Below are 21,629 nucleotides of genomic sequence, written 5' to 3'. Positions count from 1 at the left end.
TTCGGCGGCTGGGACGCCATGGGCCAGGCCTGGAAAGGCCTCGCCCAACTCGCCACCGGCCTCGCCATCAGCGCCATCCCCGGCGCCAGCACCCTCTTCTGGGCCCTCCCCGACGACAAACTCCCCTCCTGGCTCCGCGACTCCCGCACCGCAATGAAGGAAACCGGCAAGGCGCTGGTCGCCTGGGACGAATGGGGCAAGAACCCCGGACGGGCAGCGGGAGCCGTCACCTTCAACGTCCTGACCACCGTCTTCACCGGCGGCGCAGGCGGCGCAGCAGCCGGAGCCGGCAAAGCCGGCGCCGTCGCCAAGGTCCTCTCCGCCGCCGGCAAAGCCGGCAAGGTCATCGACCCCATGACCTACATCGCCAAGGGCGCAGGCGCCGGCATCTCCAAAATCGGCGACATCACCAAGGGCCTCAAAGGCATCGGCAACATCGAGATCCCCAAGCTGCCCGACGATGCGATCGTGCTGCCCGAGGGCTCCCTCAAGCTGCCCGACGGCGCCATACACCTGCCCGAGGGGGCAGCGATCCCGGACGGGGCGGTCAAGCTCCCCGACGGCAACATCAAGCTCCCCGACGACGTGCCCGTCCTGCCCGAAGGCGCCACCAAACTCCCCACCGAGCCCGGTGCACCGGCCCAGTACTTCGACGGCGAGGGCAATCTCCTCGACGACAAGGGCAACATCGTCCAAAAGGCCGCGGACGCCCGCCCGGAACCCTCCCCGGACATCACCCCGGACACCCCGCACACCGGCTCCCCCTCCCCCGACAGGGAACCGGCCCTGGTCGGCGCGGGCGCCCACACCGCCGACAACACGGCCCACGTCGGCGCCAACGCCGGCGACCATGCCATCCACCTCGGCGACAGCTTCGGCAATGACCTCGGCGACGTCGGCCGCACCGGCGACAACCTCCCCGGCACCAACATCGGCGACAACCTCCCCGGAGGCAACGTCGGCAACCACCTCCCCGGAGGCGGAGTCGGCGACCACATGCCCACCGGCCGCACCGGCGACAACCTCCCCGGCGGCCATGTGCCCAGCAACAACCTGGACCACGCCGCGCCCGGCAGCCGCGTCGGTGACCACGTGCCGGGGCCCCGCACCGAGCCCCCCGGCGCGGGTCCCTCCACAGGCCACGACATACCCGGCGGCTCCAACGCGGACAACGGGCTCCCCCGCACCGGCGACCACGGCCCGATCGGCCCCGGCAGCCTGGACGACCTGGGACACACCGCGGACGATGCGGGCCATAGCTCGAACGACGCAGGCCACGTCGCCGACGACGGGGCCACGCCCGCAAACCACGCGGACGAGGGCACCGGAAACGGCGGCCACAACGGGGAGCGGGAGCTGACCCCCGCCGAGCGGAAGCAGATCCAGGACGAGCACATCCGGAAGGCCAACGACCCCGACAAGACGTGGTTCGAGAAGTACTACGACAGTCGGGGCCATCGATTGGACAAGTCCACGAAAGAGAGCGGCGTCGAGCTGCCCATCCTGGCCAAGGACAGCAACGGCAACTGGATATCCAAGTACGACCTGCCGCACGGACCGTCCGAGATCAGGTTCGATGAAACGCCGCTCCCGCGGAAGTCGGCCAGTCCTGGGGCTCTCGCCCACCTTGACGATGTAGCAAAGAGCCGCAAGGTCTCCATGGATCTCACCCATGCGGAGAGGACGTTCGAGAAGAACCCGTCCGCCGCGGCACAGGAGACCCTCGACAAGGCGCAGGAAGCGTACGCCAAGCAGCTCGGCGAGACGCCCAACAACAGCTCGATAGCCGAAAGGCTCGGTGAGGACGCGGCCGCGTACCACGTCGTCCCCGAGAAGTTCCCCGACGCCCAGCATGTCCCGCTCCCGAAGACGCCCAACGGCGCCAACATGTTCGACCAGCTCTACAAACGCGGCGACGGAAGCTATCTCATCGTCGAGGCGAAGGCACCATCAGCGAGGCTCGACTGGCGGCAGGGAGGTGGCGCTGCAGACGGAATGATGGTCAAGCAGGGCACCAAGGAGTACGTCCAGACGATCATCGCCGAGATGCAGAGCCGCTCGACGCAGTCGGTGACGGACAGTGCGGGGCGCACAGTGACCAATGGTCAGTTGGCGCTCGAGCTGATGAAGGCGCTGGATAGCCAGAAGCTGGAATACGTGCTGGTCAAGGCCAATGACAGTACGGGCACGTACGCTGGGGCCATGCTCGAACATTTCAAGATCAACTAAAGGAGAGTCAGTGGTCGCGAGCATTCACCGCCATGACTACCCCGTGGCCGACATGGCCGGCGGGATTACGGTTCTCGACGAGACCGCGAGCTGGGTGCTTGAGCGCCTTGAGCAGTCGGACATCGCCCGTGGCCAGGCCCTGAATACCATGCTGACCCTCGCGAAGTCGCGCTGTGCGACGGACCCACAGGTAACAAAGTTCGAGACCTGGGAGGCATGGGTCACCGCCATGCAGGTCGGCTCCGCGCTGTTCGCCGCGGCCACCACGACCGAAGACAGTGTGTCCTGCCGGATCAGGGAAGAGACGAGGAATCTCCCCGCTACGGGGCCCCAGGCCCACGTGAACGCGGGAACCTGGGTCACCTCCTTCTACCTGGCCGTGATCTGCCGCGAGAAGGAGCGCCTGGCGGAGCTGACCCAGGTTCCTGTCTCATTCCTGCGTGAGTCGGGTGCCGTGTTCGACGAGTACATCTACGCGTGGGTGGAGACTCTGCAGAGCTTCTGGTCCAGCCGGGGTGACACGTGGGACAAGCTGGTTGCCGCGGTTGACGGCACGAGCCCGGAAGCGGCCCAGTACGCCGATTCAGAGCTGATGCTCAAGATCTTGTATCCGCCGATCATCCTCTTCTACCGCTACCTGAGTCGGGATGCCGAGCAGTTCAGCGAAGCTCTGACCGACGCCCTCAAGTGGCACAAGGAGTACTGGTCCGCGGACGACGATCGGTCGGCGAACAGTGACGGCCTCGTCGCCCTTGGCACGCTTGCCATCGCCTGTCTGGCCCGCGATGCCGGCATGCCGATCGAGGTCGAGTCCGAGTACCTGCCCAAGGAGCTCCTGGAGTTCGGCTGGGTCGGCGAAATCGACACCTGAGCCCCACCCGCAGCTGTTAAGGACCGCCTTCGACGCCGCCGAGTACATTGTCGCGGGATTCCAGCCTCTGCCGGAACTCGGATCAAAAGGACGGCGTACAGCGCCAGAAAGACCTGCGTGCGGCTGTACATTTCGCGGAGCTCCGCGCTCGGGAAGCGCCACACTGCCCGACCCACCCCTTGGCGAGCCGGTCGGCCCGACGGAGAACACAAGCCCAGCACTCCCGACCTGGGCTCGCTACAAGACGTCGCGAGCGAGGAGTCAGGCCGCGTCAACAACAGGGGATGGCAATGTCAACTCGTACCCGTAAGGGCTGGGCGCCGCGCGAATTCCCTGCCGACCGAGCCGCCGCCGAACGACTGCGCGAATGGCTGAAGGAATCGGACGGTAAAGGGCTCGACGCCGTGGGCCTCGACTTCAGCGCCGCAGACCTGTCGGGCGGAAACTTCTCCGAATCATGGTTCACCGAGGCCAGGTTGGTCGGTACGAACCTGGCTGGAGCAGATTTCTACCGTGCAGATCTCGAGGAAGCCGATCTCTCCGGAGCGAACCTGACCAACGCCTCGCTGGTGCGGGCAAACTTCGACGATGCGACGCTCCGGGGTGCAACTCTTGACAGGGCCGACCTCGTCAAGGCTTCGCTCTACGACGTCGATGCCTCGGGGGCGAGTTTTCGCGGTACGCGACTGATGGGTGCATCCCTGTTGGACGTGAACCTCTGCGGGGCCGATCTGACGAATGCGGTGGCGGACGAGAACTCCTTCAAGGTCAAGATCGACGAGAACACCATCCTGAACGGCTTCTCAGGAACAGTTTTCGGCCCGGTCGAAGTTCTTACTGAAGAAGGCACCAAGGAACTGGGCGGTGGCGACCTCGAGCAGTGGATTCGCGAGAGGAACGGGAATGTGAGGGTGATTCCTTCGCGAGCCGGAACGCAGTGATTGTCCGAGTGCCCCGGCATTACTGGACCGCCGATGAGGATCAGGCCAAGGATCCTGATGGCCGTATCGCTCTGGGACCCCTTGCCATCGCCTGCCTCGCCCACGACGGCGAGATCCCTCTCCTGGTGGAGTCCGCCTACCTGCCCAAGCACCTCCTCCAGCGCAGCTGGCTCGGCGAATTCCCCACCTGAGCCCCACGGGAGAGCACGCGGTGCAGCGCAGTGGTACCGCGTGGCGGACCCCGCAGCGGAGATGTTCCACGCCTGGGAGGCATGGGTCACGGCCACGCAGGCCGGCACCGCGCGGTTCGCCGCAGGCACCGCGGCCGAGGGGCCCCTGCGGTGCCGTATCGACGTCGACGGCGAGGTGGGGAACCTTCCCGCGCGGAGTTCGACGAATACCCCGCTCGATCCAGCTGTCGCCAAGTCGGCGGCCTCTCGCCTGTATCGCCCTGATTCCTGTCCTTTGGCTCCCCTTCCTGATTGTCCGGGGTCTGTCCCACTCCCGGATCCGGGTTGTACTGCTGACTTGTCCATGCCTTATGTTGCGGAGGCAATGCAAGGGGGAATCCGTATGCCGCAACACACGCAGACAGTGGCTCGACGAGGCAACGTTCACACAGGGGACGTACGACGCCTTACGCGCCTCGCGCAACGGCCGACGCGGACCGGTTCCGCCGTACGGGAACCCCTCCGGCCGGAGACCGACGGTTCACCGACCACGACTGAGGCAACGGACGACTGAGGCAGCGGACGACTGATGGCACGGGATTACGACAGCCAGCTTCTGGAGTCGGTGGCGGTACGCCGCCGCAGGATGCGGGACGCGCTGCTGTTCGGCGTGCAGCGGTCGCGACGCACGGCGGACGAGCGGCTCGGCAAGGTGTTCGCCGGGATCGCCATCGCGGCCGTCCTGTGCGCGGGATGCATCGGATGGTCCTTCCTCCAGCACACGCTGGCGAAGCAGAAGGCCGAGCAGGAGAAGCAGCAGCGCCAGGAACAGCAGTACGAGCAGCCGACGCCGACCGGGAAACCGGACAAGTCCGGTACATCCAGCCCAGGTTCATCCTGATCCCGACCGCCCGACGACCCCCGTGAGCAACCGCATGGGCACGTCCGGTCCGCCCCCGTCCTCAATGTCGCGACGATAGGTTCCCGTAAAGTGGTGAGCACAACAATGACTTCCCGGGCTCAACTGAGCCGGGTGACCCTGGTCGGCGAGCGACGCCGGGCCGACATCGTCCTCCCCTCGGACACCCCGATCGGTCAACTGCTCCCGGACATACTGCAGTTGCTCGACGACCGGGCCGCATCACGCCCGATGACACGGCAGTTGATCACATCGGACGGCTCCGCGCTGCCGCACGACAGCACCCTGTCCTCGGCCGAGGTCGCGGACGGCGCCGTGCTCCGCCTCGTCCGTGCCCACTCCGCGCCGCCCGCCCCGGTCGTGCACGACGTCACCGATCTGGTGGCCGACGACCTCGACCTGCAGGCGTGGCGCTGGCGTCCCGCCGCGCGCCGGGCCAGCGCGGGCGTGGCAACCGTCACCTTCGCCGTCGTCGCCGCACTGCTGGCCCGTCAGGAGTTCGAGCTCGGCGCCCTCGCGGGCGCGCTCGTCGCGGTCACGCTCGTCCTCCTGGCGGCCGGTGCGCTCGTCGCCAGGATCGGCCAGGGCAACCTCGGACTCGCCACCGCGCTCCTGCTCGCCTCCGGCGGGCTCGGCATCCTCACCGCCTGGACCGCCGCCGACGCCTACGACTGGCCGGGCACCGCACGGCTCGCCGCCGTCGCGGCCGCGCTCGTCGTGGTGCTCCTGCTCCTCGGCTACTTCTCGCCGCTCGGCCGCGGCGGACTCATCGGCGCCGCGGCGACCGCCGCGATCACCGTGGTGTGGGAGGCCGTCGCCGCCGTCCAGAGCGACCTGTCCCGGCTCGGCGCCGTGATGGCCGTCTTCTCCGTGGTACTGCTCGGCCTGCTGCCCCGGCTCGCTCTGATGGCCTCCGGGCTCACCGCACTCGACGACCGCCGCTCCGGCGGCATCTCCGTCAGCCGCCACCAGGTCGGCAACGCGCTCGCGGCCACGCACCGCGGCCTCGCTCTCGCCACGACCGTCACCGCGGTCTCCGCGACGGCCGGCGGCTGGCTGCTCACCCAGGCGGACACGCCCACGGTGTGGACCATGGCGCTTCCCTCCCTCGTCGCCCTCGTCCTGCTCTCCCGGGCGCGGGCCTTCCCGCTCGTCGCCGAGGTCGTGGCGCTCTTCGCCGCCTCCGCGGTTCTCGTCGTGCGCCTCGTGATGGTGTGGATGCACCACTCCAGCGGCGCCGGACCGCTCGCCGTACTGTGCGCGGCCGCGCTCCTGCCGCTGCTCGTTCTGGCGGTGCAGCCGCCCGAGCATGTGCAGGTCCGGCTGCGGCGCATGGGCGACCTGGTCGAGTCCATCGGCGTCGTGGGGCTCTTCCCGCTCGCCGTCGGTGCGTTCGGCCTGTACGGACAGCTGCTCAACAAGTTCTGAGTCGACGCTCAGGCGCTCCGAGCGGGGCAGCAGGGCGGAAAAAGAAGGGCTGACATGCCGAACGCAGAAAACTGGCAGGGTGACGTGCTGCGCGACCTGCGCGGCGCCACCCCGCAGGGCACGCCGCAGCAGGGCCCGCAGGGCCCCGCCGGACAGCCGCAGGGTGCCCCCGCCGGCCCCGGCTTCCCCACGCAGAGCGCACCCGCGCCGGACGCCGGTTACGGGTACCCGCCGGTGCAGCACCCCGGCCACCAGGCCGCCCCCGCGGACCAGTACCGGCAGGCGGAGCAGTACCGGGCGCAGCAGTACCAACAGCAGGAGCAGTACCAGGCACAGCAGTACCAGGCCCAGCAGGGACAACAAGCCCAGCAGACACAGCAGTATCAGGCGGATCAGTACCAGGCCCAGCAGTACCAGACACAACAGGCCCAGGCCCAGGCGCAACACGCTCAGCCGTACCAGGGGCAGCAGCCCCAGGCCGCCTACACCCCCTCCACCAGTGCCCACCGCACCCCCGACTCCCGGCCCGTCGTGGACAAGAGCCTTGTCACCGCCGGACGCAAGCCGCGACACGGGCAGTCCTTCGCCTCGCGTGCCACCCGCGCCGTGCGCCGTACCGTCTCCTCGTCGGCCGCGAAGGAGGTCGCCGAGATCACCCGGGTCGCCGAGGTACTCCAGCAACCCGTGACGACCGGACGGCAGATCGCCGTCACCTCCATCCGGGGAGGCGCCGGCAAGACGACCGTCGCCGCACTGCTCGGCACCACGTACGCGCACTACCGGCAGGACCCGGTCCTCGTCGTCGAGGCCGACCCGGCGCTCGGCTCGCTGCCGCTGCGGCTCGGCGCGGAATCGCTCCGCTGGACCATCGGCGACTTCGCGGACATCGTCGAACCGCAGATGTCACTGCTCGACATCACCGGCTATCTCGTCCAGCTCCCCGGCAACGCCTGGCTGCTGCCGGGCAGTCAGGGGCAGATCGGCGCGATGCTCGGCAGCAGGGCGTACGAGGGCGTCATGGTCTCGCTGCGCCGCTACTTCGGGGTCACGGTCGTCGACTGCGAGACACTGCCGGCCGAGGTCGCCCGCGTCGCGCTCTCCGCCGCCCAGGCCCGCATTCTGACCGCCCCCGCCACGCTGGAGGGCGTCACCAGCACGTACTCGGTGCTCCAGTGGATGCAGGGGCTTCCGAAGCATGTGATCGCCGGCACGGTCGTCGTCCTCACCGAGCTCGTGCCGCACCCGGGACTCGACCTCGCCGAGGCCGCCGAGAAGCTCAAGTCCACCGGGGCAAGCGTTCAAGTCCTGCCGTACGACCGGCATCTGGCGGCCGGCGGCCTGATCCGTACCGAGCTGCTCGCCCACTCGACCAGGGAAGCCGCCACCCGCCTCGCCGCGGACGTCTTCCAGCTCTCCCAGAAGCGCCACTGACCCAGATGCCGAGCCCGACCGTGAGTGACGGACGCCGATGAGTACCCGACTGATCCACCGCCCGGCCAGGACCACCCGGCCCGCGGCCCCCTCCGAGGCACGCACCATCGAGGCACCGCCCAACCTCCCCGAGGGGAAATCGGGCAACATCGCGATGTCGCTGCTGCCCGTCGCCGGCGTCATGTCGTCCGTCGTGATGATGACCGTCGTACGGAACAGTCAGTTCGCCGGGCTCGGTGCGATCATCCTCGTCGTCACCGTCATCGGATCCGTCGCGCTCGTCTTCTCGCAGCGCGGCAAGGCGCAACGCACCCGCCGTACCCAGCGCGAGGCGTATCTCGCCTATCTGGAGGACCTGCGCGAGGAACTCTCCGGCGAGGAACGCGAGCGGCGCGAGCGGACCGAGATCCTCACCCCGCCGCCGGACGCCCTGTACGACATCGTGCGCGACCCGGCCCGGCTGTGGGAGCGCCGCCGTGCCGACGGCGACTTCCTGCGGGTGCGTGTCGGCACCGGTGAGATGCCCGTACGCGATCTGAAGGTCGCCCAGCAGGGCTCCTCGGTCCTCACACCGCCCGACCGCTTCATGCTCAACGAGGCGTCGGCCCTGATGGCCCGGTTCCGTACCGGCACCGAACTCCCGCTCACCGTCCCACTCGACCGCGTCGGCAACGTCAGCGTGATCGGCCCCCGCGAGGACTGCCTGCGCGTCGCCCGCGCCCTGCTCGTCCAGACCGCCGCGACCCACGCCCCCGACGACGTGGCCATGGCACTGGCCGTGCCCGGCGACCGGCTGGCCGACTGGGAATGGGCCAAGTGGATGCCGCATCTGCTCGACACCGAACAGCTCGACGGCCCCGTCGCCGCCCGCCGCATCGCCCCGTCCGCGCCCCAGCTCGCCCGGCAGATCGGCGCCGAACTGCGCCGCCGCGCCTCGTACGCGGCCGAGGTGCGCCGCGGCCTGTCCGGCAAGGACGCCCTGTCCATGACGTCGCGCCTCCTCGTCGTGGCCGACGGACACGGCCAGGACGCCGTGGACCTGCCGTGCCCCGACGACGCGGTGGGGTTGCGCGACATGGGCGTCACCATGCTGCACCTGCTCGAACAACGCATCCAGGAACCGGGACACGTCGGCGTACGCATCACCGTCGACGGCGACCAGGTACTCATCGAGGACCTGCGCGAGCAGGAGCCGATCAGCGCCCACGGCACCGTCGACGAGGTCAGCATCCCGTTCGCCGAAGGTCTCGCCCGGATGCTCGCACCACTGCGTCTGGCCGCCGAATCGCTCGTCGACGCCCCGCTGTCCGGACCCGTCGACTTCGCCGACCTGCTCGGCATCGACGACGTGGCACGGCTCGACCTGTCCCACCTGTGGGCACCGCGCGGCGAACGCTCCTTCCTGCGCGTGCCGATCGGCGTCAGCGACTCCCGCGAACCGGTCCTCCTCGACCTGAAGGAGTCCTCCGAACTCGGCATGGGCCCGCACGGGCTGTGCGTCGGCGCCACCGGTTCCGGCAAGTCGGAACTGCTCCGCACCCTCGTCCTCGCCCTCGTCGCCACCCACCCGCCCGAGGACCTGGCGCTCGTCCTCGTCGACTACAAGGGCGGTGCCACGTTCGCCCCGTTCGCGGACCTGCCGCACGTCGCCGGCGTCATCACCAACCTGGAGAACCAGGCCGGCCTCGTCGAGCGGGTCCACGCCTCGCTCGCCGGCGAGGTCAAACGCCGCCAGCAGGTCCTCAAGGACGCCGGCAACGTCGCCGACATCGGTGACTACGCCGCGCTCCGCGCCGACAAGCGGCCCGACCTGGACCCGCTGCCCCACCTGTTCGTCGTCATCGACGAGTTCGGTGAACTCCTCACCGCCAAGCCGGACTTCATCGACCTGTTCCTGTCCATCGGCCGTATCGGCCGGTCCATCGGTGTGCACCTGCTGCTGTCCAGCCAGCGCATCGAAGGCGGCAAGCTCAAGGGCCTGGACACCTACCTCTCGTACCGGCTCGGCCTGCGGACATTCTCCGCCGACGAGTCCCGCACAGTGCTGGACACCACCGACGCCTTCCACCTGCCGCCGCTGCCCGGTTTCGGCTTCCTCAAGGTCGACACCAGCCACTACGAGCGCTTCAAGGCGAGCTACGTCTCCGGCGCCTACCGCGGTCCCGTGCAGCGCGCCGAGGAAGCGGAGTCCGGACCCCTCGCCCTCGAGTACGAGGCGTTCAACACCCTTGCCAAGAACGAGAACACGGGCGACCGGGAGCCCACGGTCCGACGCCGCGAAACCGGACCCACCGAGATGGGTGTCATCGTCGACCAGCTGCAGAACGCCGCCGATCCGGTACGCCGCATCTGGCTGCCCCCTCTGCCCTCCGCCATCTCCCTGGACAAGGTCGCAGGCCCCCTGGACGTCGGCCCGCGCGGCATGCAGCTCGCCAAGCGCCGCGGCCCCCTCCAGGTACCGCTCGGCCTGCTCGACGACCCCACCAAGCAATGGCAGGGCCAGTGGTACCTGGACCTCACCGTGGCAGGCGGCCACGCCGCCGTCATCGGCGGCCCGCAGTCCGGCAAGACGACCCTCCTGCGCACCCTCGCCCTCTCCCTCGCACTGACCCACACCCCGCAGGAAGTCGGGATCTACGGCCTCGACCTCGTCGGAGGCGGTCTCCAGGCGCTGGCGGACCTGCCGCACGTCGGCGGCGTCGCAGGCCGCGCCGACCGTGAGCGCGCCGGACGCACCGTGGAAGAGGTACGGGGCGCCCTCGCGGTCCGTGAGGACCTCTTCCGCGAACACGGCATCGACTCCGTCGAGCAGCTGCGTACCCTGCACGCGGCGGGCCGGCTGCCGCAACTGGCCTCCGCCGAGATCGTGCTCGTCATCGACGGATTCGGCGCGCTGCGCGACGACTTCGAGGAGCTGGACGACGCCGTCGTCGACATCCTCAAGCGCGGCGGCGGCTACGGCATCCACGTCGTCGCCGGAATGCTCCGCTGGAACGACGTCCGCATCGCCACCCAGTCCAACTTCGGCACCCGCGTCGAACTGCGCCTGAACGACCCCAGCGAGTCCAGCATCGACCGCAAGCTCGCACAGACCCTGGCACCCGACGAGCCCGGCCGTCTCCTCACCGACGGCAAGCTCTTCACACAGGTCGCGCTCCCCCGCACGGACGGGCTCGCCGACACCTCGGACCTGGGCGCCGTCCTGGAGCGCACCGCCCGCACGATCCGTGCCACCTGGAGCGGCGACGTCGCCCAGCCGGTACGGGTACTGCCGCACATCCTGGAGCCGCACCTCCTGCCGGGCCCGGTCGCCGAGCCCAAGCGGGTACCGATCGGCCTGGACCAGACGGCGCTCGCGCCCGTACTGCTCGACCTGTTCCACCACGACCAGCACCTGCTGGTCATGGGCGACAGCGAGTGCGGCAAGACGAACCTCCTCAAGACCATCGCCGGCGGACTCATCGAGCGCTACAGCGAGGACGAGCTGGTCTTCGCCGTCATGGACCCGCGCCGCGGACTGCGCGGCGCGATCCCCGAGGAGTTCCGCGGCGGCTACGCGTACAACGCCAAGATGTGCGCGGGTCTCGCCGCCGGTATCGCCACCGAGCTGGAGAAGCGGCTGCCCGACGACAGCGCGGACACCGAGGACCTGGAGCCCGGCAGCTGGGGCAGCGGACCACGGATCGTCGTCCTCGTCGACGACTACGACGTGCTGACCACCGCGGGGCTGGCCCCACTCGCCCCGTTCCTGCCGTACATCCCGTCCGCGGTCGACATCGGGCTGCACTTCGTGCTGACCCGCCGCGTCGCCGGTGCCTCGCGCGGCATGTACGAACCCCTGGTGCAGGGCCTGCGCGAGTCCGGCGCCTCGGCGATCCTCATGGCGGGCGACCGCAGCGAAGGCCAGCTGTTCCCCGGCGTGTACGCCACCCAGCAGCCCGCGGGCCGCGGCGTCCTCATCCGCAGGGGCCAGTCGAACCGCCTGATCCAGACCGTGTACACCACCGAGTGACACACCCGTCACGACGGCCGCACCACGCAGAACACACCACGCCACGGACGACGAAGGACCGGACGACCACATGACCAAGGACGTCATCGCCCTCACCCCGAGAATGCCCGATCCGCTCAGCGTGATCGCGGGCCTGCTCTCCGGAGGTCCCGACAAGCTGGTGGATACGGTCGGCGAGGACGCCGTCGTGCAGCTCTGCGACACGGAGGGCCGGCCGCTCGTCTCCGTCGAGGCACCCCTGCTCGTCCAGGTCGCCGGTGAGGCGGAGCGGCTCCTCGGGGCGACCTCGCCCGAGGTCCCGTTCTGGTGGACGGAGGCACGCGCCACCACCGGCGTCGAGGAGGCCGAACGGATCGCGGGCACCTTCGCCGCCCGACTGGTCGCCCTGGCCGGCGGCTCCGCCTGGCCGCCGGAGGTCGCGCGCTCCATCGCCGTGGTCAAGACCGACGGTGTCAGCGTCGCACCCACGCCCGCCGCCGCACAGCCCGCCATCGACGCCCTCACCGACAAGGTCGCGGTCGTCATCCAGGACCGCCCGGTGGTCGCGATGACGGCCTGGCTCTCCGACGCCTTCCGGGCCACCGCGAACGCCGAGCTCGGCCTCCAGATCGTCACCGCCCCGGGGGTCACGCTCTCCCCCGCCGTACGGGGCAGCCTCCCCGGCTGGCCGTCGCGCTGGGTCGTGCAGGACGAACGGGACGGCTACTACGACGGGCTGTCCGGGGCCGTGCTGCGCTGGCAGAACGGCCTGTTCGCACCGGTCGAGGCAGCCGACGCCACGCCCGAGGACCCGCGCACCCCGGTGGCCGCGTCGTTCAAGGAGGTCGCCGACACCGGTGAGCGCCAACTGGCCGTCACATTCCGCACCGTTCACCCCGCCGACGAGCGCCTCGTTCTCGGCGGCTCCATCGAGGCGGTGTGGCGCGAGCTCACCGGCGCAGCCCCGGCAGGCTGGGGCACCGCGGAACCCGCCAACCTGCCCTGGTCTCTGCGCCAACTGACCGATGTCGCCTACGACCGGGCGCCCCAGCCGACCTGGGCCGTGGTGGTCGGCAGCCCGGACCGACCCGCTCTCGCCACGGTCCGGATCAGCCGGACGACGGGCGGCGTGGAGGAGGACGTCACCCTGGCGCTCGGCTACGGGCCCGACGAGGACATGCCGCTGGACGCCCTGCCCAGGGCCGCGGAGATCCTCGCCACCCGCCACCACCTCCAGTCGATGCTCGTCCAGATCCGCAAGGCCCGCCGCGACCTGGCGGTGCCGCCCCGCTTCGAGGGCCCCGGAGTCCCCCTGGCCTTCGTGCTGGGCGCCGAGGAGGTCCGCGAGATGCCCGGCGACCGCGCCCGCCGCACCCCGCTGTCCGAACCCCCGGTCCAGCTCGGCCCGAAGACCCGCCCGGCGCTGTACTACCCGCTGCCGGGCGACCCGTCGGACCTGTCGGGCTGGCAGGACTTCGAACGCCTGATGCGCCATCTGAAGGGCGTCTGACCGCCATCGTGGTGAAGCGCGAGGGCCTCCCGGTCGCCGGTGCGGATGTCGCCATCCCCACCGGACCGGAAGGCCCTCGCGCTTTCAAGACGGACAGAAAGCCCAGTGCCCCTCCCGGCACTAGTACTTGCTGATCTCCCAGAAGCGGAAGACGGTCGAGGCGTCCAAGGTCCACTCCAGGCCGGAGATGTTGTCGTACGCCACGGCATACTGCTTGCCCTGCCACAGCGGCAGGATCGGCAGGTCCTCGGCCACGTCGTCCTGGAGCTCGTTGAAGGCCTTCTCGGTGGTGCCCCGTTCGGCCCGGGAGGCGGCGTCGGGGATGATCCGGCCGGTGATGTCGTCGTTCACGTAGCCGTTCTGCAGGACGTTGTCCTTGCCGAAGAACGGCTGGGTGAAGTTGTCCGGGTCGGGGTAGTCCGGGACCCAGCCCTTCACGTAGACGCCGAGCTTGCCGGCCGCTATCTGCTTCTCGTACTGGTCGAAGGGCAGGGACTTGACGTCCGCGTCGAACAGTCCGCTCGCATTGAGCTGCTGGGCGATCGCCCGGAACTCGGCGTCGGTGGCGGGGCCGTAGCGGCTCGGCGTGGACCACAGCGTGAGCTTCACCTTGTCGGTGATGCCCGCGCTGCGCAGCACCTGTTCGGCCTTGGCAGGCTGGCTCCCACCGTACTTGTCGAAGAACGCGGTGTTGTGGGCCGTGATGCCGGCCGGGACGATCGAGTACAGCGGGGTGGCCGTCGAGTGGTAGACCTGGCTGACGAGAGCGTCACGATTGACCAGGTACGCAATGGCCTTGCGCACGGGAAGCTGTCGGACCACCGGGTCCTTCATGTTGAAGACCAGATGCTGCACCTCGGCGCTGGTGCCTTCGACGACGTCGATACCCTTGTCGGCCGCGGCGGTGGATTCCTCCAACCGGGAGATGTCCCGCGCCGTCAGACCACGGTAGGCGACATCGATGTCGCCCTTCTGCAGTGCGGACGCCAGTTTCTTCTGGTCGCCCCGGAAGAAGTCGAGGGTGATGCCCGAGTTCTTCACCCGCGCTGTGCCCCGGTAGCTGGAGTTGACCGAGAAGACGGCCTTCGACTTGTCGAGGGACTTCAGCTTGTAGGGACCCGACCCGACGGCCTTGCCGTCCTTGCGCAGGCTGTCCGCCGGGTACTCGCGGTGGTTCACGATGGAGCCGGCGCCCGAGGCGATCTTGCTGGGGAAGGTGGCGTCGGGAACGTTGAGCTGGAAGACGACCGTTCGCGCGTCCGGAGTGGTGATCTTCTCGATCGTGGAGAGCAGCGGCGCGGGGCCGCCCGGGTCGTCGATCCTGATCGCCCGGTCGAAGGAGTACTTGACGTCCTCGGAGGTGAGGCTGTCGCCGTTGCTGAAGGTCAGGCCGTCGCGGAGAGTGCACCGGTAGACCCTGCTGCCGTCCTCGAACGAGCAGGACTTCGCCGCTTCCGGCCGAGGGGTCGATTCCCCGCGGGGAAAGCTGAGAAGGGACTGGAAGACATTGTTGAACAGCAGCCAGGACCCCGGGTCGTAGCCCGAGGCCGGATCCGCGGCCAGGACGTCGTCCGACATGCCCACGACGATCGAGCCGCCGGGCCCGGCGGCGTCTCCTCCGGACTGGAAGTCGCAGCCGCCCAGCAGGGCCACCGCGAGACCGGCCCCGATGGGAGCGCTCGTCCATCGATTGCGTATGTTCACAGAACTGCCTCGTGCTCTCTGTCGGCCGCGCGGCATCCTGCGCGGCCGGGATTGATCAGGAACCGTCGGTTGCGGATCTGGTCGGCCCGTTCGGGGATGGTGTGGCCGCTGCCCCGCCGCCTGATCCGGGTCCGGATGGGCCTGGAGCTGTAGCCCTTGCCGCCCAGGACCCGGTCGGGCCGGACCCGCCGCTGTCCCGGGCCGGTACCGAGGCATCCGGAACTCCTCCATCACGGCAGCGAACCGGGTGCAGTCGTTGCTGTGGCCAGCCTCCGTCCGCGGTCCCCCTCCAGACGCGTGGATGCTCCGCGCATCCGGACCAGGGAGGCGAGCATGTTGTCGCCTGATCATAAAGGCGGGGTGACAGCCCCTCCTTATTCCCCCGGTAGTTGGTGGCGGTCCGGCCGCCAACCGGTGTCTTCGGCTCGAACACGAGCCGTCCACCGCTCTGCACGATCGCCCGCCGGGGCCGGTCACGGTGTCCGGGACGGGGGCTCGGGAGCCACGGCCAACGGACGAGGAAAACGAAAAAACAGGACCTTGCTCCAACCACGTGCCCCACCACGCCTCGGACAGCAGAAAACCCCAGGTCACGGGCTGTGTGACCTGGGGTTCTTCCGAGCCCCCTGTCGGATTCGAACCGACGACCTACGCATTACAAGTGCGTTGCTCTGGCCAGCTGAGCTAAGGAGGCAACGCGCACAGCAAAGCCGCGCGCGCAAGCTCCCTCACTCTACACAGCGGCCCGACTCCTGATCCACGAAGTTCTTCCACACCCGTGACCACTCGGCCATCGACCGTCGGCCGACATGCCTGTGGAGCTCCTGCGGGAACGGACTCCGTGGCTCCGCCCACGTGCACGAGACCGGAGGCGCGTTGTTCCACCCGCCACGTCCCGATGCGAGATTTCCGTCGCCCGCGAACTACTGACAGATTCGAAATGGCCAGGTAGCGTCGCGGAAGGTTCACCCAGGTGGACCAGACCACTCCCTTACTCGGATCGTCCGGCACGTTCCTGCCGGTGGAGGAGAAGATTCAGCATGGCCAGTGTCACGTTCGACAAGGCGTCCCGCATCTACCCCGGCTCCACCAAGCCCGCCGTGGACCAGCTCGAGATCGACATCGCGGACGGTGAGTTCCTCGTCCTCGTCGGTCCTTCCGGTTGCGGCAAGTCGACCTCCCTGCGCATGCTCGCGGGTCTCGAGGACGTCAACGGCGGCGCGATCCGCATCGGTGACCGCGATGTCACGCACCTGCCGCCCAAGGACCGGGACATCGCCATGGTGTTCCAGAACTACGCGCTCTACCCGCACATGTCCGTCGCGGACAACATGGGCTTCGCGCTGAAGATCGCCGGTATCAACAAGACCGAGATCCGGGCGAAGGTCGAAGAGGCCGCCAAGATGCTGGACCTCACCGACTACCTGGACCGCAAGCCGAAGGCGCTCTCCGGTGGTCAGCGTCAGCGTGTCGCGATGGGCCGCGCCATCGTGCGTGAGCCGCAGGTCTTCCTCATGGACGAGCCGCTGTCGAACCTCGACGCCAAGCTCCGCGTCTCCACCCGTACGCAGATCGCGTCGCTCCAGCGCCGCCTCGGCATCACGACCGTGTACGTCACGCACGACCAGGTCGAGGCCCTCACCATGGGTGACCGCGTCGCGGTCCTCAAGGACGGTCTGCTGCAGCAGGTCGACTCGCCGCGCAACATGTACGACCGCCCGGCCAACCTCTTCGTCGCCGGCTTCATCGGCTCCCCGGCCATGAACCTGGTCGAGGTCCCGATCACCGACGGTGGCGTGAAGTTCGGCAACAGCGTCGTCCCGGTCTCCCGCGAGGCGCTCACCGCCGCAGCGGACAAGGGTGACACCACGGTCACGGTCGGCATCCGCCCGGAGCACTTCGACATCGTCGAGCACGGCGGCGCCGCCGCCAAGTCGCTCTCCAAGGACAGCGCCGACGCCCCGGCCGGTCTGGCCGTCTCGGTCAACGTCGTCGAGGAGCTCGGCGCCGACGGCTTCGTCTACGGTTCCGCGCGCGTCGGCGGTGCGGACAAGGACCTGGTCGTCCGCGTCGGCGGCCGCGCCGTGCCGGAGAAGGGCACCACGCTGCACGTCGTGCCGCGCCCGGACGAGCTGCACGTCTTCTCGACCTCGACGGGTGAGCGTCTCACCGACTGACGTCACACACGCCGTACGACGGCCCCGCACCCCTCGTGGTGCGGGGCCGTCCGCGTACCGAAGCGCGTGTACGGGTTTGAGCCCGGGCGTCCGGCATCTTCGGCAAATACCCTGGTACTTCGGTCATTTCACCGGCGGTCGTCAACGCGGGATTCGAAAAGCACCCTCGAACCATCCCCCGCAGGGGTGACGCAATGTCGTCGATTCATCACTGCCCGCTACGCTCGCTGCGTGACCCACACCGCGCGCCGCATCGGCCGAACTCTCGCTCTCGTCCTGCCCGTCGTCATGGTCCTCTCCGGGACTCTCGCGGTCACCCGTGTGCCGTGGGCAGCGCACAACTCCGAGTCGCAGGTCCTCACCGCGTCGGCTCGGACCGTATCGAAGCACGCCACGTCGCACGCCCCGCAGGATGTCCTGCGTGACCGGCTGCTCGTGGAGCTTCAGGAGAAGGACCCGGGCGTCGCGCTGACGGACCTCCAGCGCGCCGTCGAGGGGCGCCCCTCGCTCGCCCGGCACTGCATGTCGATCGCCAGGGCGCTGGGCCGCGCCGCGGTCGAGCAGTACGGTCCGACGCGGGCACACCGGTTCTCCCGCCCGGTCTGCGACACGTCGTTCGCCTCGGGTGTCGCGCAGTTCAGCTGACCGGCCCGGCCCGGGCACGGCCTATCGTGCCCGGCATGCATACGTATCCGACGCAGGCCGTGATCCTGGCAGGTGGCCAGGGATCGCGGCTGCGCCCGTACACCGATGACCGCCCCAAGCCGATGGTCGAGATCCCTGGCACCGGGACGCCGATCATCGGCCATCAGCTTTCCTGGTTGGCCGCCGAGGGCGTGACCGATGCCGTCGTCTCGTGCGGTCATCTGGCCGAGGTGCTCCAGGAGTGGCTCGCGGAGGCCGTCCTGCCGCTCCGGGTGACCACTGTGGTGGAGTCGGAGCCGCTGGGCCGCGGCGGCGGCCTGAGGTACGCCGCCGCCCGGCTGCCGGACCCGTCGGAGCCCTGGTACGCCACCAACGGCGACATCTGGACCCGTTTCTCGCTGCGTGAGATGGCCGCGTTCCATGCGGAGCGCGATGCGACCGCCACGCTGGCTCTGGCCCGTCCCCGTATCCCGTGGGGTGCCGTGGAGACGGACGCGTTCGGGCACATCATCGACTTCATCGAGTCGCCGCCGTCCCCGTATCTGATCAACGCGGGTGTGTACGTCTTCTCGCCGGCGTTCACGGCGCTGCTGCCGGAACGCGGCGACCATGAGCGGACGACGTTCCCACGGCTGGCCCGCGAGCGTCGGCTGGCCGGGTATCCGCTGCCGCACGGGGCGTACTGGCGGGCCATCGACACGGCGAAGGACCTGGCCGAGGCGGCGAAGGAGCTGGACGGTCGGTAGCACGGCGGGGAGGGGCGGTCACCGGAGTTCCGGTCACCGCCCCTCCCCGCGTGGCGTGCGGTTCAGCCGAGCAGGCCGCCGATCGGATTACGGCCGCCGCCCGACGTGCCGCCGGAGGTCGAGCCCGTGGAGCCGTCGCCGGTCGAACCACCACCGGCGGAGCCGCCGCCCGTGCCGGTGGAGCCGGAGGAGCCCGGTCCGGCGCTGGTCGTCGGGGGCTGCTGCGGGGTCGTCCGCTGCGGGGGCTGCTGCCCGGTGCCCTGGGTCCGGCTGGGCTGTCCGGCGCCGGAGCCGGCGGTCCGGCCGGACTCGCGGACGCTGTCCGTGGCCGGCGTGGACGCCTGTGCGGAGGGCGTGGCAGCGGCGCTGGAGCGCGACGGGGAGGGCTTCTGTCCGGCGGGGCTGCGCGAGGCCCTGCCCTTGCCCGACTCCTGCGGGAGCGGGGAGCCGGGCAGCTGGTTGGTCGGGTTGTCGTTCGGTCCGGGCACGGTGACGACCTCGGAGGAGCGGACGGCGCCGCCGAGCATCGACCCGATGAGCAGGGTGAGCCCGACGACGACGGTGGCGACGACGGCGCCGCGGCGCAGCACCCGGCGGCGCAGGTCCCAGATCGCAGAGCGCGGGCCGAGCCTGCGCCATGCCTCGCCGGCCAGGCGCCCGTCGACGGAGTAGACGGGGGCGCCCGCGATGACGAGCGGGCTCCACGCGGCGAGGTAGATGATGTCCGGTGCGTCGTAGACGGCGACGGTCCGCCAGCTGACGGTGACCAGCAGCGCGGCGGAGAGCAGGGCGCCGACCGAGGCGGCGACCCGCTGCCAGAGGCCGAGGACGGTGAGGACGCCGACGATGACCTGGAGGAAGGCGACGGTGAGTCCGGCGCCGACCGGGTGCGAGAGTGCGAAGTCCCGCAGCGGTTCGGCGAGTCCCCAAGGGTGCAGCGAGGTCAGCCACTTGACCATGGAGCCGCGCTCGCCGCCGTCGAAGTAGACGGGGTCGCAGAGTTTGCCCATGCCCGCGTAGATGGAGATGAAGCCGAGGAACACCCGCATCGGCAGGAGTACGACCCCGAGGTTCATCCGGCGTCCGGGGTAGTACGCGTGGCGGACGGTGTCGGCGCTGTGCCGTTGCGACCTGCTCCCGACGGTCCGGTCGAACTCGTCGTCCTCGTACGGCTCATGGTCGTACGCGCCGGTGTCGACGGCGTCGTAGGCGCCGACCGCCTGTCGCATCGGGGGAAGCAGCGGGCCTCTGCCGTGGCGGCCGCCGGAGCGGTGGGGGGCGGGGATGACGGGGGTGGGCTGGGTCTCGTCCAGGCGCGGGATGACCTGGGTGGCGCCCGAGCCGGTGTCGAACTCGTCGCCGTACGGGCCGTACCCGCCGTCGAGGCCGACCGCGGTGGAGTTCCGGACGGCCTGGAGGAGTCCGGTGGCGCCGGGGGCGGACTTTCCGCTCCACACGACGGGCGAGCGCCTGCCGCGTCCCGCCCCGCTGCCGCTCATGGCGGGGACCCTGACGGACCCCGCGGGGGCGGCACCGCGCACCCGTGCGCGCTGGCCGGGGGCGAGCTGCACCCGGAAGCTGGCGTGGTTGACGATGACCTGCGCTGGGTCGCAGTCCACCTTGGCCATGCTCAGGGCGGGTAGTTCGTCGAACCGAGGCGTTCTGGTGTCCACACTCATCTAACCGAGTGATGTGTGATTAGGACACTGCCTGACGGCCCCGATGTGTCCGAGACCCGTCAACAGACCCGGGCGGTGCGGAGGCCGGGGTGCGCGCGGCGCTCGGTGCCGACACGTCTGCCGAGGTCGGAGCCCTGCGCTGCCGTCCGGCAGTGCGGGCTCCCGGACGGGCCGGTCTCGGGCCCGTCCGGGAGTCGTCCCGGTCAGACGCGGCGCCGAGCCGCCTCGTAGAGCACGATGCCCGCGGCGACGCCGGCGTTCAGCGACTCCGCGCCGCCCGGCATCGAGATGCGGACCCGGTAGTCACAGGTCTCGCCGACGAGACGGCCCAGGCCCTTGCCCTCGCTGCCGATGACGATGACGACCGGACCGCCGAGGGCGTCCAGGTCCTCGACGGTGTGCTCGCCGTCCGCGGCGAGGCCGACAACCGTGATCCCGGCCTTCTGGTAGCCCTCCAGGGCGCGCGTCAGGTTCGTCACCCGGGAGACCGGCGTACGGGCCGCCGTGCCCGCGGAGGACTTCCAGGCGCCCGCCGTCATCCCGGCCGCACGCCGCTCCGGCACGACCACGCCGTGGCCGCCGAACGCGGAGACGGAGCGGACGATCGCACCGAGGTTGCGCGGGTCGGTGACGCCGTCGAGGGCGACGATCAGCGGGTCCTCGTGGTTGTCGTACGCGGCGGCAGTGAGGTCCTCCGGGTGCGCGTACTCGTACGGCGGGACCTGCAGGACGAGGCCCTGGTGGTTCAGGCCGTTCGTCATCCGGTCGAGCTCGGGGCGCGGCGCCTCCATCAGGTTGATGTTGCCGCGCTGGCCGGCGAGCTGGAGCGCGTCGCGCACCCGCTCGTCGTTGTCGATGTACTGCTGGACGTACAGGGTGGTCGCCGGGACGCCGTCGCGCAGCGCCTCGTAGACCGGGTTGCGGCCCACGACCATCTCGGACGTGCCCTTGGCGCCGCCGCGCCGCGGGGCGGGCCGACGGGCCACGGCCTGCTTCGCCTGGGCGTTGGCGATCCGGTTCTTCTTGTGTCCCTTGCGGGCGGAGGCGGGCGGCGTCGGTCCCTTGCCTTCGAGACCACGGCGTCGGTTACCGCCGCTGCCGACCTGCATGCCCTTCTTGTTGGACGTGCGGCGGTTCCTGCGCTGGCTGTTCCCGGCCATGACCTACCTGTTTCGTTGCTTCAGACAT

Annotated in this window: 15 protein-coding genes and 1 tRNA gene; 12 read left to right on the top strand and 4 right to left on the bottom strand. The window is 69.9% G+C overall.

The genetic code is table 11. From position 1 onward, the window contains the following. From ACFU8W_RS29355 to ACFU8W_RS29315, 9 genes are all read left to right on the top strand, one after another. A partial coding sequence (locus tag ACFU8W_RS29355) for a hypothetical protein (protein ID WP_384043298.1) occupies nucleotides 1-2,229 on the top strand: 2,229 nt, incomplete at its 5' end. A 10-nt stretch (nucleotides 2,230-2,239) separates the two neighbouring features. After that, nucleotides 2,240-3,100 carry an immunity 49 family protein gene (locus tag ACFU8W_RS29350; protein ID WP_384043295.1) on the top strand — a complete coding sequence of 287 codons (861 nt, stop codon included), beginning with the start codon at nucleotides 2,240-2,242 and terminating at the stop codon, nucleotides 3,098-3,100. Nucleotides 3,101-3,390: 290 nt separating this feature from the next. Next, nucleotides 3,391-4,041, top strand: a complete 651-nt coding sequence (locus tag ACFU8W_RS29345; RefSeq protein ID WP_384043293.1) for a pentapeptide repeat-containing protein — start codon at nucleotides 3,391-3,393, stop codon at nucleotides 4,039-4,041. Nucleotides 4,042-4,049: 8 nt separating this feature from the next. Next, nucleotides 4,050-4,232 (top strand): Imm49 family immunity protein, encoded by a 183-nt coding sequence (locus ACFU8W_RS29340; RefSeq protein WP_384043290.1) that lies wholly within the window; start codon nucleotides 4,050-4,052, stop codon nucleotides 4,230-4,232. Nucleotides 4,233-4,800: 568 nt separating this feature from the next. Then, entirely contained in the window at nucleotides 4,801-5,112 is a 312-nt protein-coding gene (locus tag ACFU8W_RS29335) for a hypothetical protein (protein WP_384043287.1), read from the top strand. Between the two features lie 105 nt (nucleotides 5,113-5,217). Then, nucleotides 5,218-6,558 (top strand): type VII secretion integral membrane protein EccD, encoded by a 1,341-nt coding sequence (gene eccD / locus ACFU8W_RS29330; RefSeq protein WP_384043284.1) that lies wholly within the window; start codon nucleotides 5,218-5,220, stop codon nucleotides 6,556-6,558. Nucleotides 6,559-6,612: 54 nt separating this feature from the next. Beyond that, the gene (locus tag ACFU8W_RS29325; RefSeq protein ID WP_384043281.1) at nucleotides 6,613-7,989 is read left to right on the top strand and encodes a MinD/ParA family protein; all 1,377 of its coding nucleotides are present in this window, start codon (nucleotides 6,613-6,615) and stop codon (nucleotides 7,987-7,989) included. 37 nt (nucleotides 7,990-8,026) lie between these two features. Next, the gene (gene eccCa, locus ACFU8W_RS29320) at nucleotides 8,027-12,001 is read left to right on the top strand and encodes a type VII secretion protein EccCa (protein ID WP_384043278.1); all 3,975 of its coding nucleotides are present in this window, start codon (nucleotides 8,027-8,029) and stop codon (nucleotides 11,999-12,001) included. A gap of 70 nt (nucleotides 12,002-12,071) precedes the next feature. Next, the gene (locus ACFU8W_RS29315; RefSeq protein WP_384043275.1) at nucleotides 12,072-13,490 is read left to right on the top strand and encodes a DUF6177 family protein; all 1,419 of its coding nucleotides are present in this window, start codon (nucleotides 12,072-12,074) and stop codon (nucleotides 13,488-13,490) included. A 120-nt stretch (nucleotides 13,491-13,610) separates the two neighbouring features. Here the strand turns inward: ACFU8W_RS29315 and ACFU8W_RS29310 are convergent, their stop codons facing one another. Then, the gene (locus ACFU8W_RS29310) at nucleotides 13,611-15,194 is read right to left on the bottom strand and encodes an ABC transporter substrate-binding protein (RefSeq protein ID WP_384043272.1); all 1,584 of its coding nucleotides are present in this window, start codon (nucleotides 15,192-15,194) and stop codon (nucleotides 13,611-13,613) included. A gap of 620 nt (nucleotides 15,195-15,814) precedes the next feature. After that, nucleotides 15,815-15,888: transfer RNA gene (locus ACFU8W_RS29305), tRNA-Thr, on the bottom strand. Between the two features lie 346 nt (nucleotides 15,889-16,234). Between ACFU8W_RS29305 and ACFU8W_RS29300 the strand changes: the two genes are divergently transcribed. The 3 genes from ACFU8W_RS29300 to ACFU8W_RS29290 all read left to right on the top strand — a co-directional run bounded on the left by ACFU8W_RS29300 (nucleotide 16,235) and on the right by ACFU8W_RS29290 (nucleotide 18,762). Continuing rightward, a complete protein-coding gene (locus ACFU8W_RS29300; RefSeq protein ID WP_345512329.1) occupies nucleotides 16,235-17,371 on the top strand; it encodes a sn-glycerol-3-phosphate ABC transporter ATP-binding protein UgpC in 1,137 nt (378 codons plus the stop codon). Nucleotides 17,372-17,602: 231 nt separating this feature from the next. Continuing rightward, nucleotides 17,603-18,016: a hypothetical protein gene (locus ACFU8W_RS29295; RefSeq protein WP_345512330.1), complete on the top strand. Its 414-nt coding sequence runs from the start codon at nucleotides 17,603-17,605 to the stop codon at nucleotides 18,014-18,016. A 35-nt stretch (nucleotides 18,017-18,051) separates the two neighbouring features. Next, a complete protein-coding gene (locus ACFU8W_RS29290) occupies nucleotides 18,052-18,762 on the top strand; it encodes an NDP-sugar synthase (protein WP_384043268.1) in 711 nt (236 codons plus the stop codon). A 62-nt stretch (nucleotides 18,763-18,824) separates the two neighbouring features. Here the strand turns inward: ACFU8W_RS29290 and ACFU8W_RS29285 are convergent, their stop codons facing one another. Together ACFU8W_RS29285 and rlmB are read right to left on the bottom strand one after the other, a co-directional pair. Further along, nucleotides 18,825-20,441 carry a DoxX family membrane protein gene (locus ACFU8W_RS29285; RefSeq protein ID WP_384043265.1) on the bottom strand — a complete coding sequence of 539 codons (1,617 nt, stop codon included), beginning with the start codon at nucleotides 20,439-20,441 and terminating at the stop codon, nucleotides 18,825-18,827. Nucleotides 20,442-20,644: 203 nt separating this feature from the next. After that, nucleotides 20,645-21,601 (bottom strand): 23S rRNA (guanosine(2251)-2'-O)-methyltransferase RlmB, encoded by a 957-nt coding sequence (rlmB, locus tag ACFU8W_RS29280; RefSeq protein ID WP_384043261.1) that lies wholly within the window; start codon nucleotides 21,599-21,601, stop codon nucleotides 20,645-20,647. Between the last annotated feature and the right edge of the window lie 28 nt (nucleotides 21,602-21,629).

Source organism: Streptomyces sp. NPDC057565 (assembly GCF_042801455.1).
Taxonomy (GTDB): Bacteria; Actinomycetota; Actinomycetes; order Streptomycetales; family Streptomycetaceae; genus Streptomyces; species Streptomyces yanii.
The sequence above is the reverse complement of the archived record's forward strand: the minus strand, read 5'-3'. Positions and strand labels throughout refer to the sequence as shown.

Bases quoted from the DNA above. Each gene is read 5' to 3' on its own strand.
- eccCa (WP_384043278.1), top strand. From the start codon at position 8,027: ATGAGTACCCGACTGATCCACCGCCCGGCCAGGACCACCCGGCCCGCG.
- eccD (WP_384043284.1), top strand. From the start codon at position 5,218: ATGACTTCCCGGGCTCAACTGAGCCGGGTGACCCTGGTCGGCGAGCGA.
- rlmB (WP_384043261.1), bottom strand. From the start codon at position 21,601: ATGGCCGGGAACAGCCAGCGCAGGAACCGCCGCACGTCCAACAAGAAG.
- ACFU8W_RS29300 (WP_345512329.1), top strand. From the start codon at position 16,235: ATGGCCAGTGTCACGTTCGACAAGGCGTCCCGCATCTACCCCGGCTCC.
- ACFU8W_RS29345 (WP_384043293.1), top strand. From the start codon at position 3,391: ATGTCAACTCGTACCCGTAAGGGCTGGGCGCCGCGCGAATTCCCTGCC.
- ACFU8W_RS29335 (WP_384043287.1), top strand. From the start codon at position 4,801: ATGGCACGGGATTACGACAGCCAGCTTCTGGAGTCGGTGGCGGTACGC.
- ACFU8W_RS29285 (WP_384043265.1), bottom strand. From the start codon at position 20,441: ATGAGTGTGGACACCAGAACGCCTCGGTTCGACGAACTACCCGCCCTG.
- ACFU8W_RS29315 (WP_384043275.1), top strand. From the start codon at position 12,072: ATGACCAAGGACGTCATCGCCCTCACCCCGAGAATGCCCGATCCGCTC.
- ACFU8W_RS29325 (WP_384043281.1), top strand. From the start codon at position 6,613: ATGCCGAACGCAGAAAACTGGCAGGGTGACGTGCTGCGCGACCTGCGC.
- ACFU8W_RS29290 (WP_384043268.1), top strand. From the start codon at position 18,052: ATGCATACGTATCCGACGCAGGCCGTGATCCTGGCAGGTGGCCAGGGA.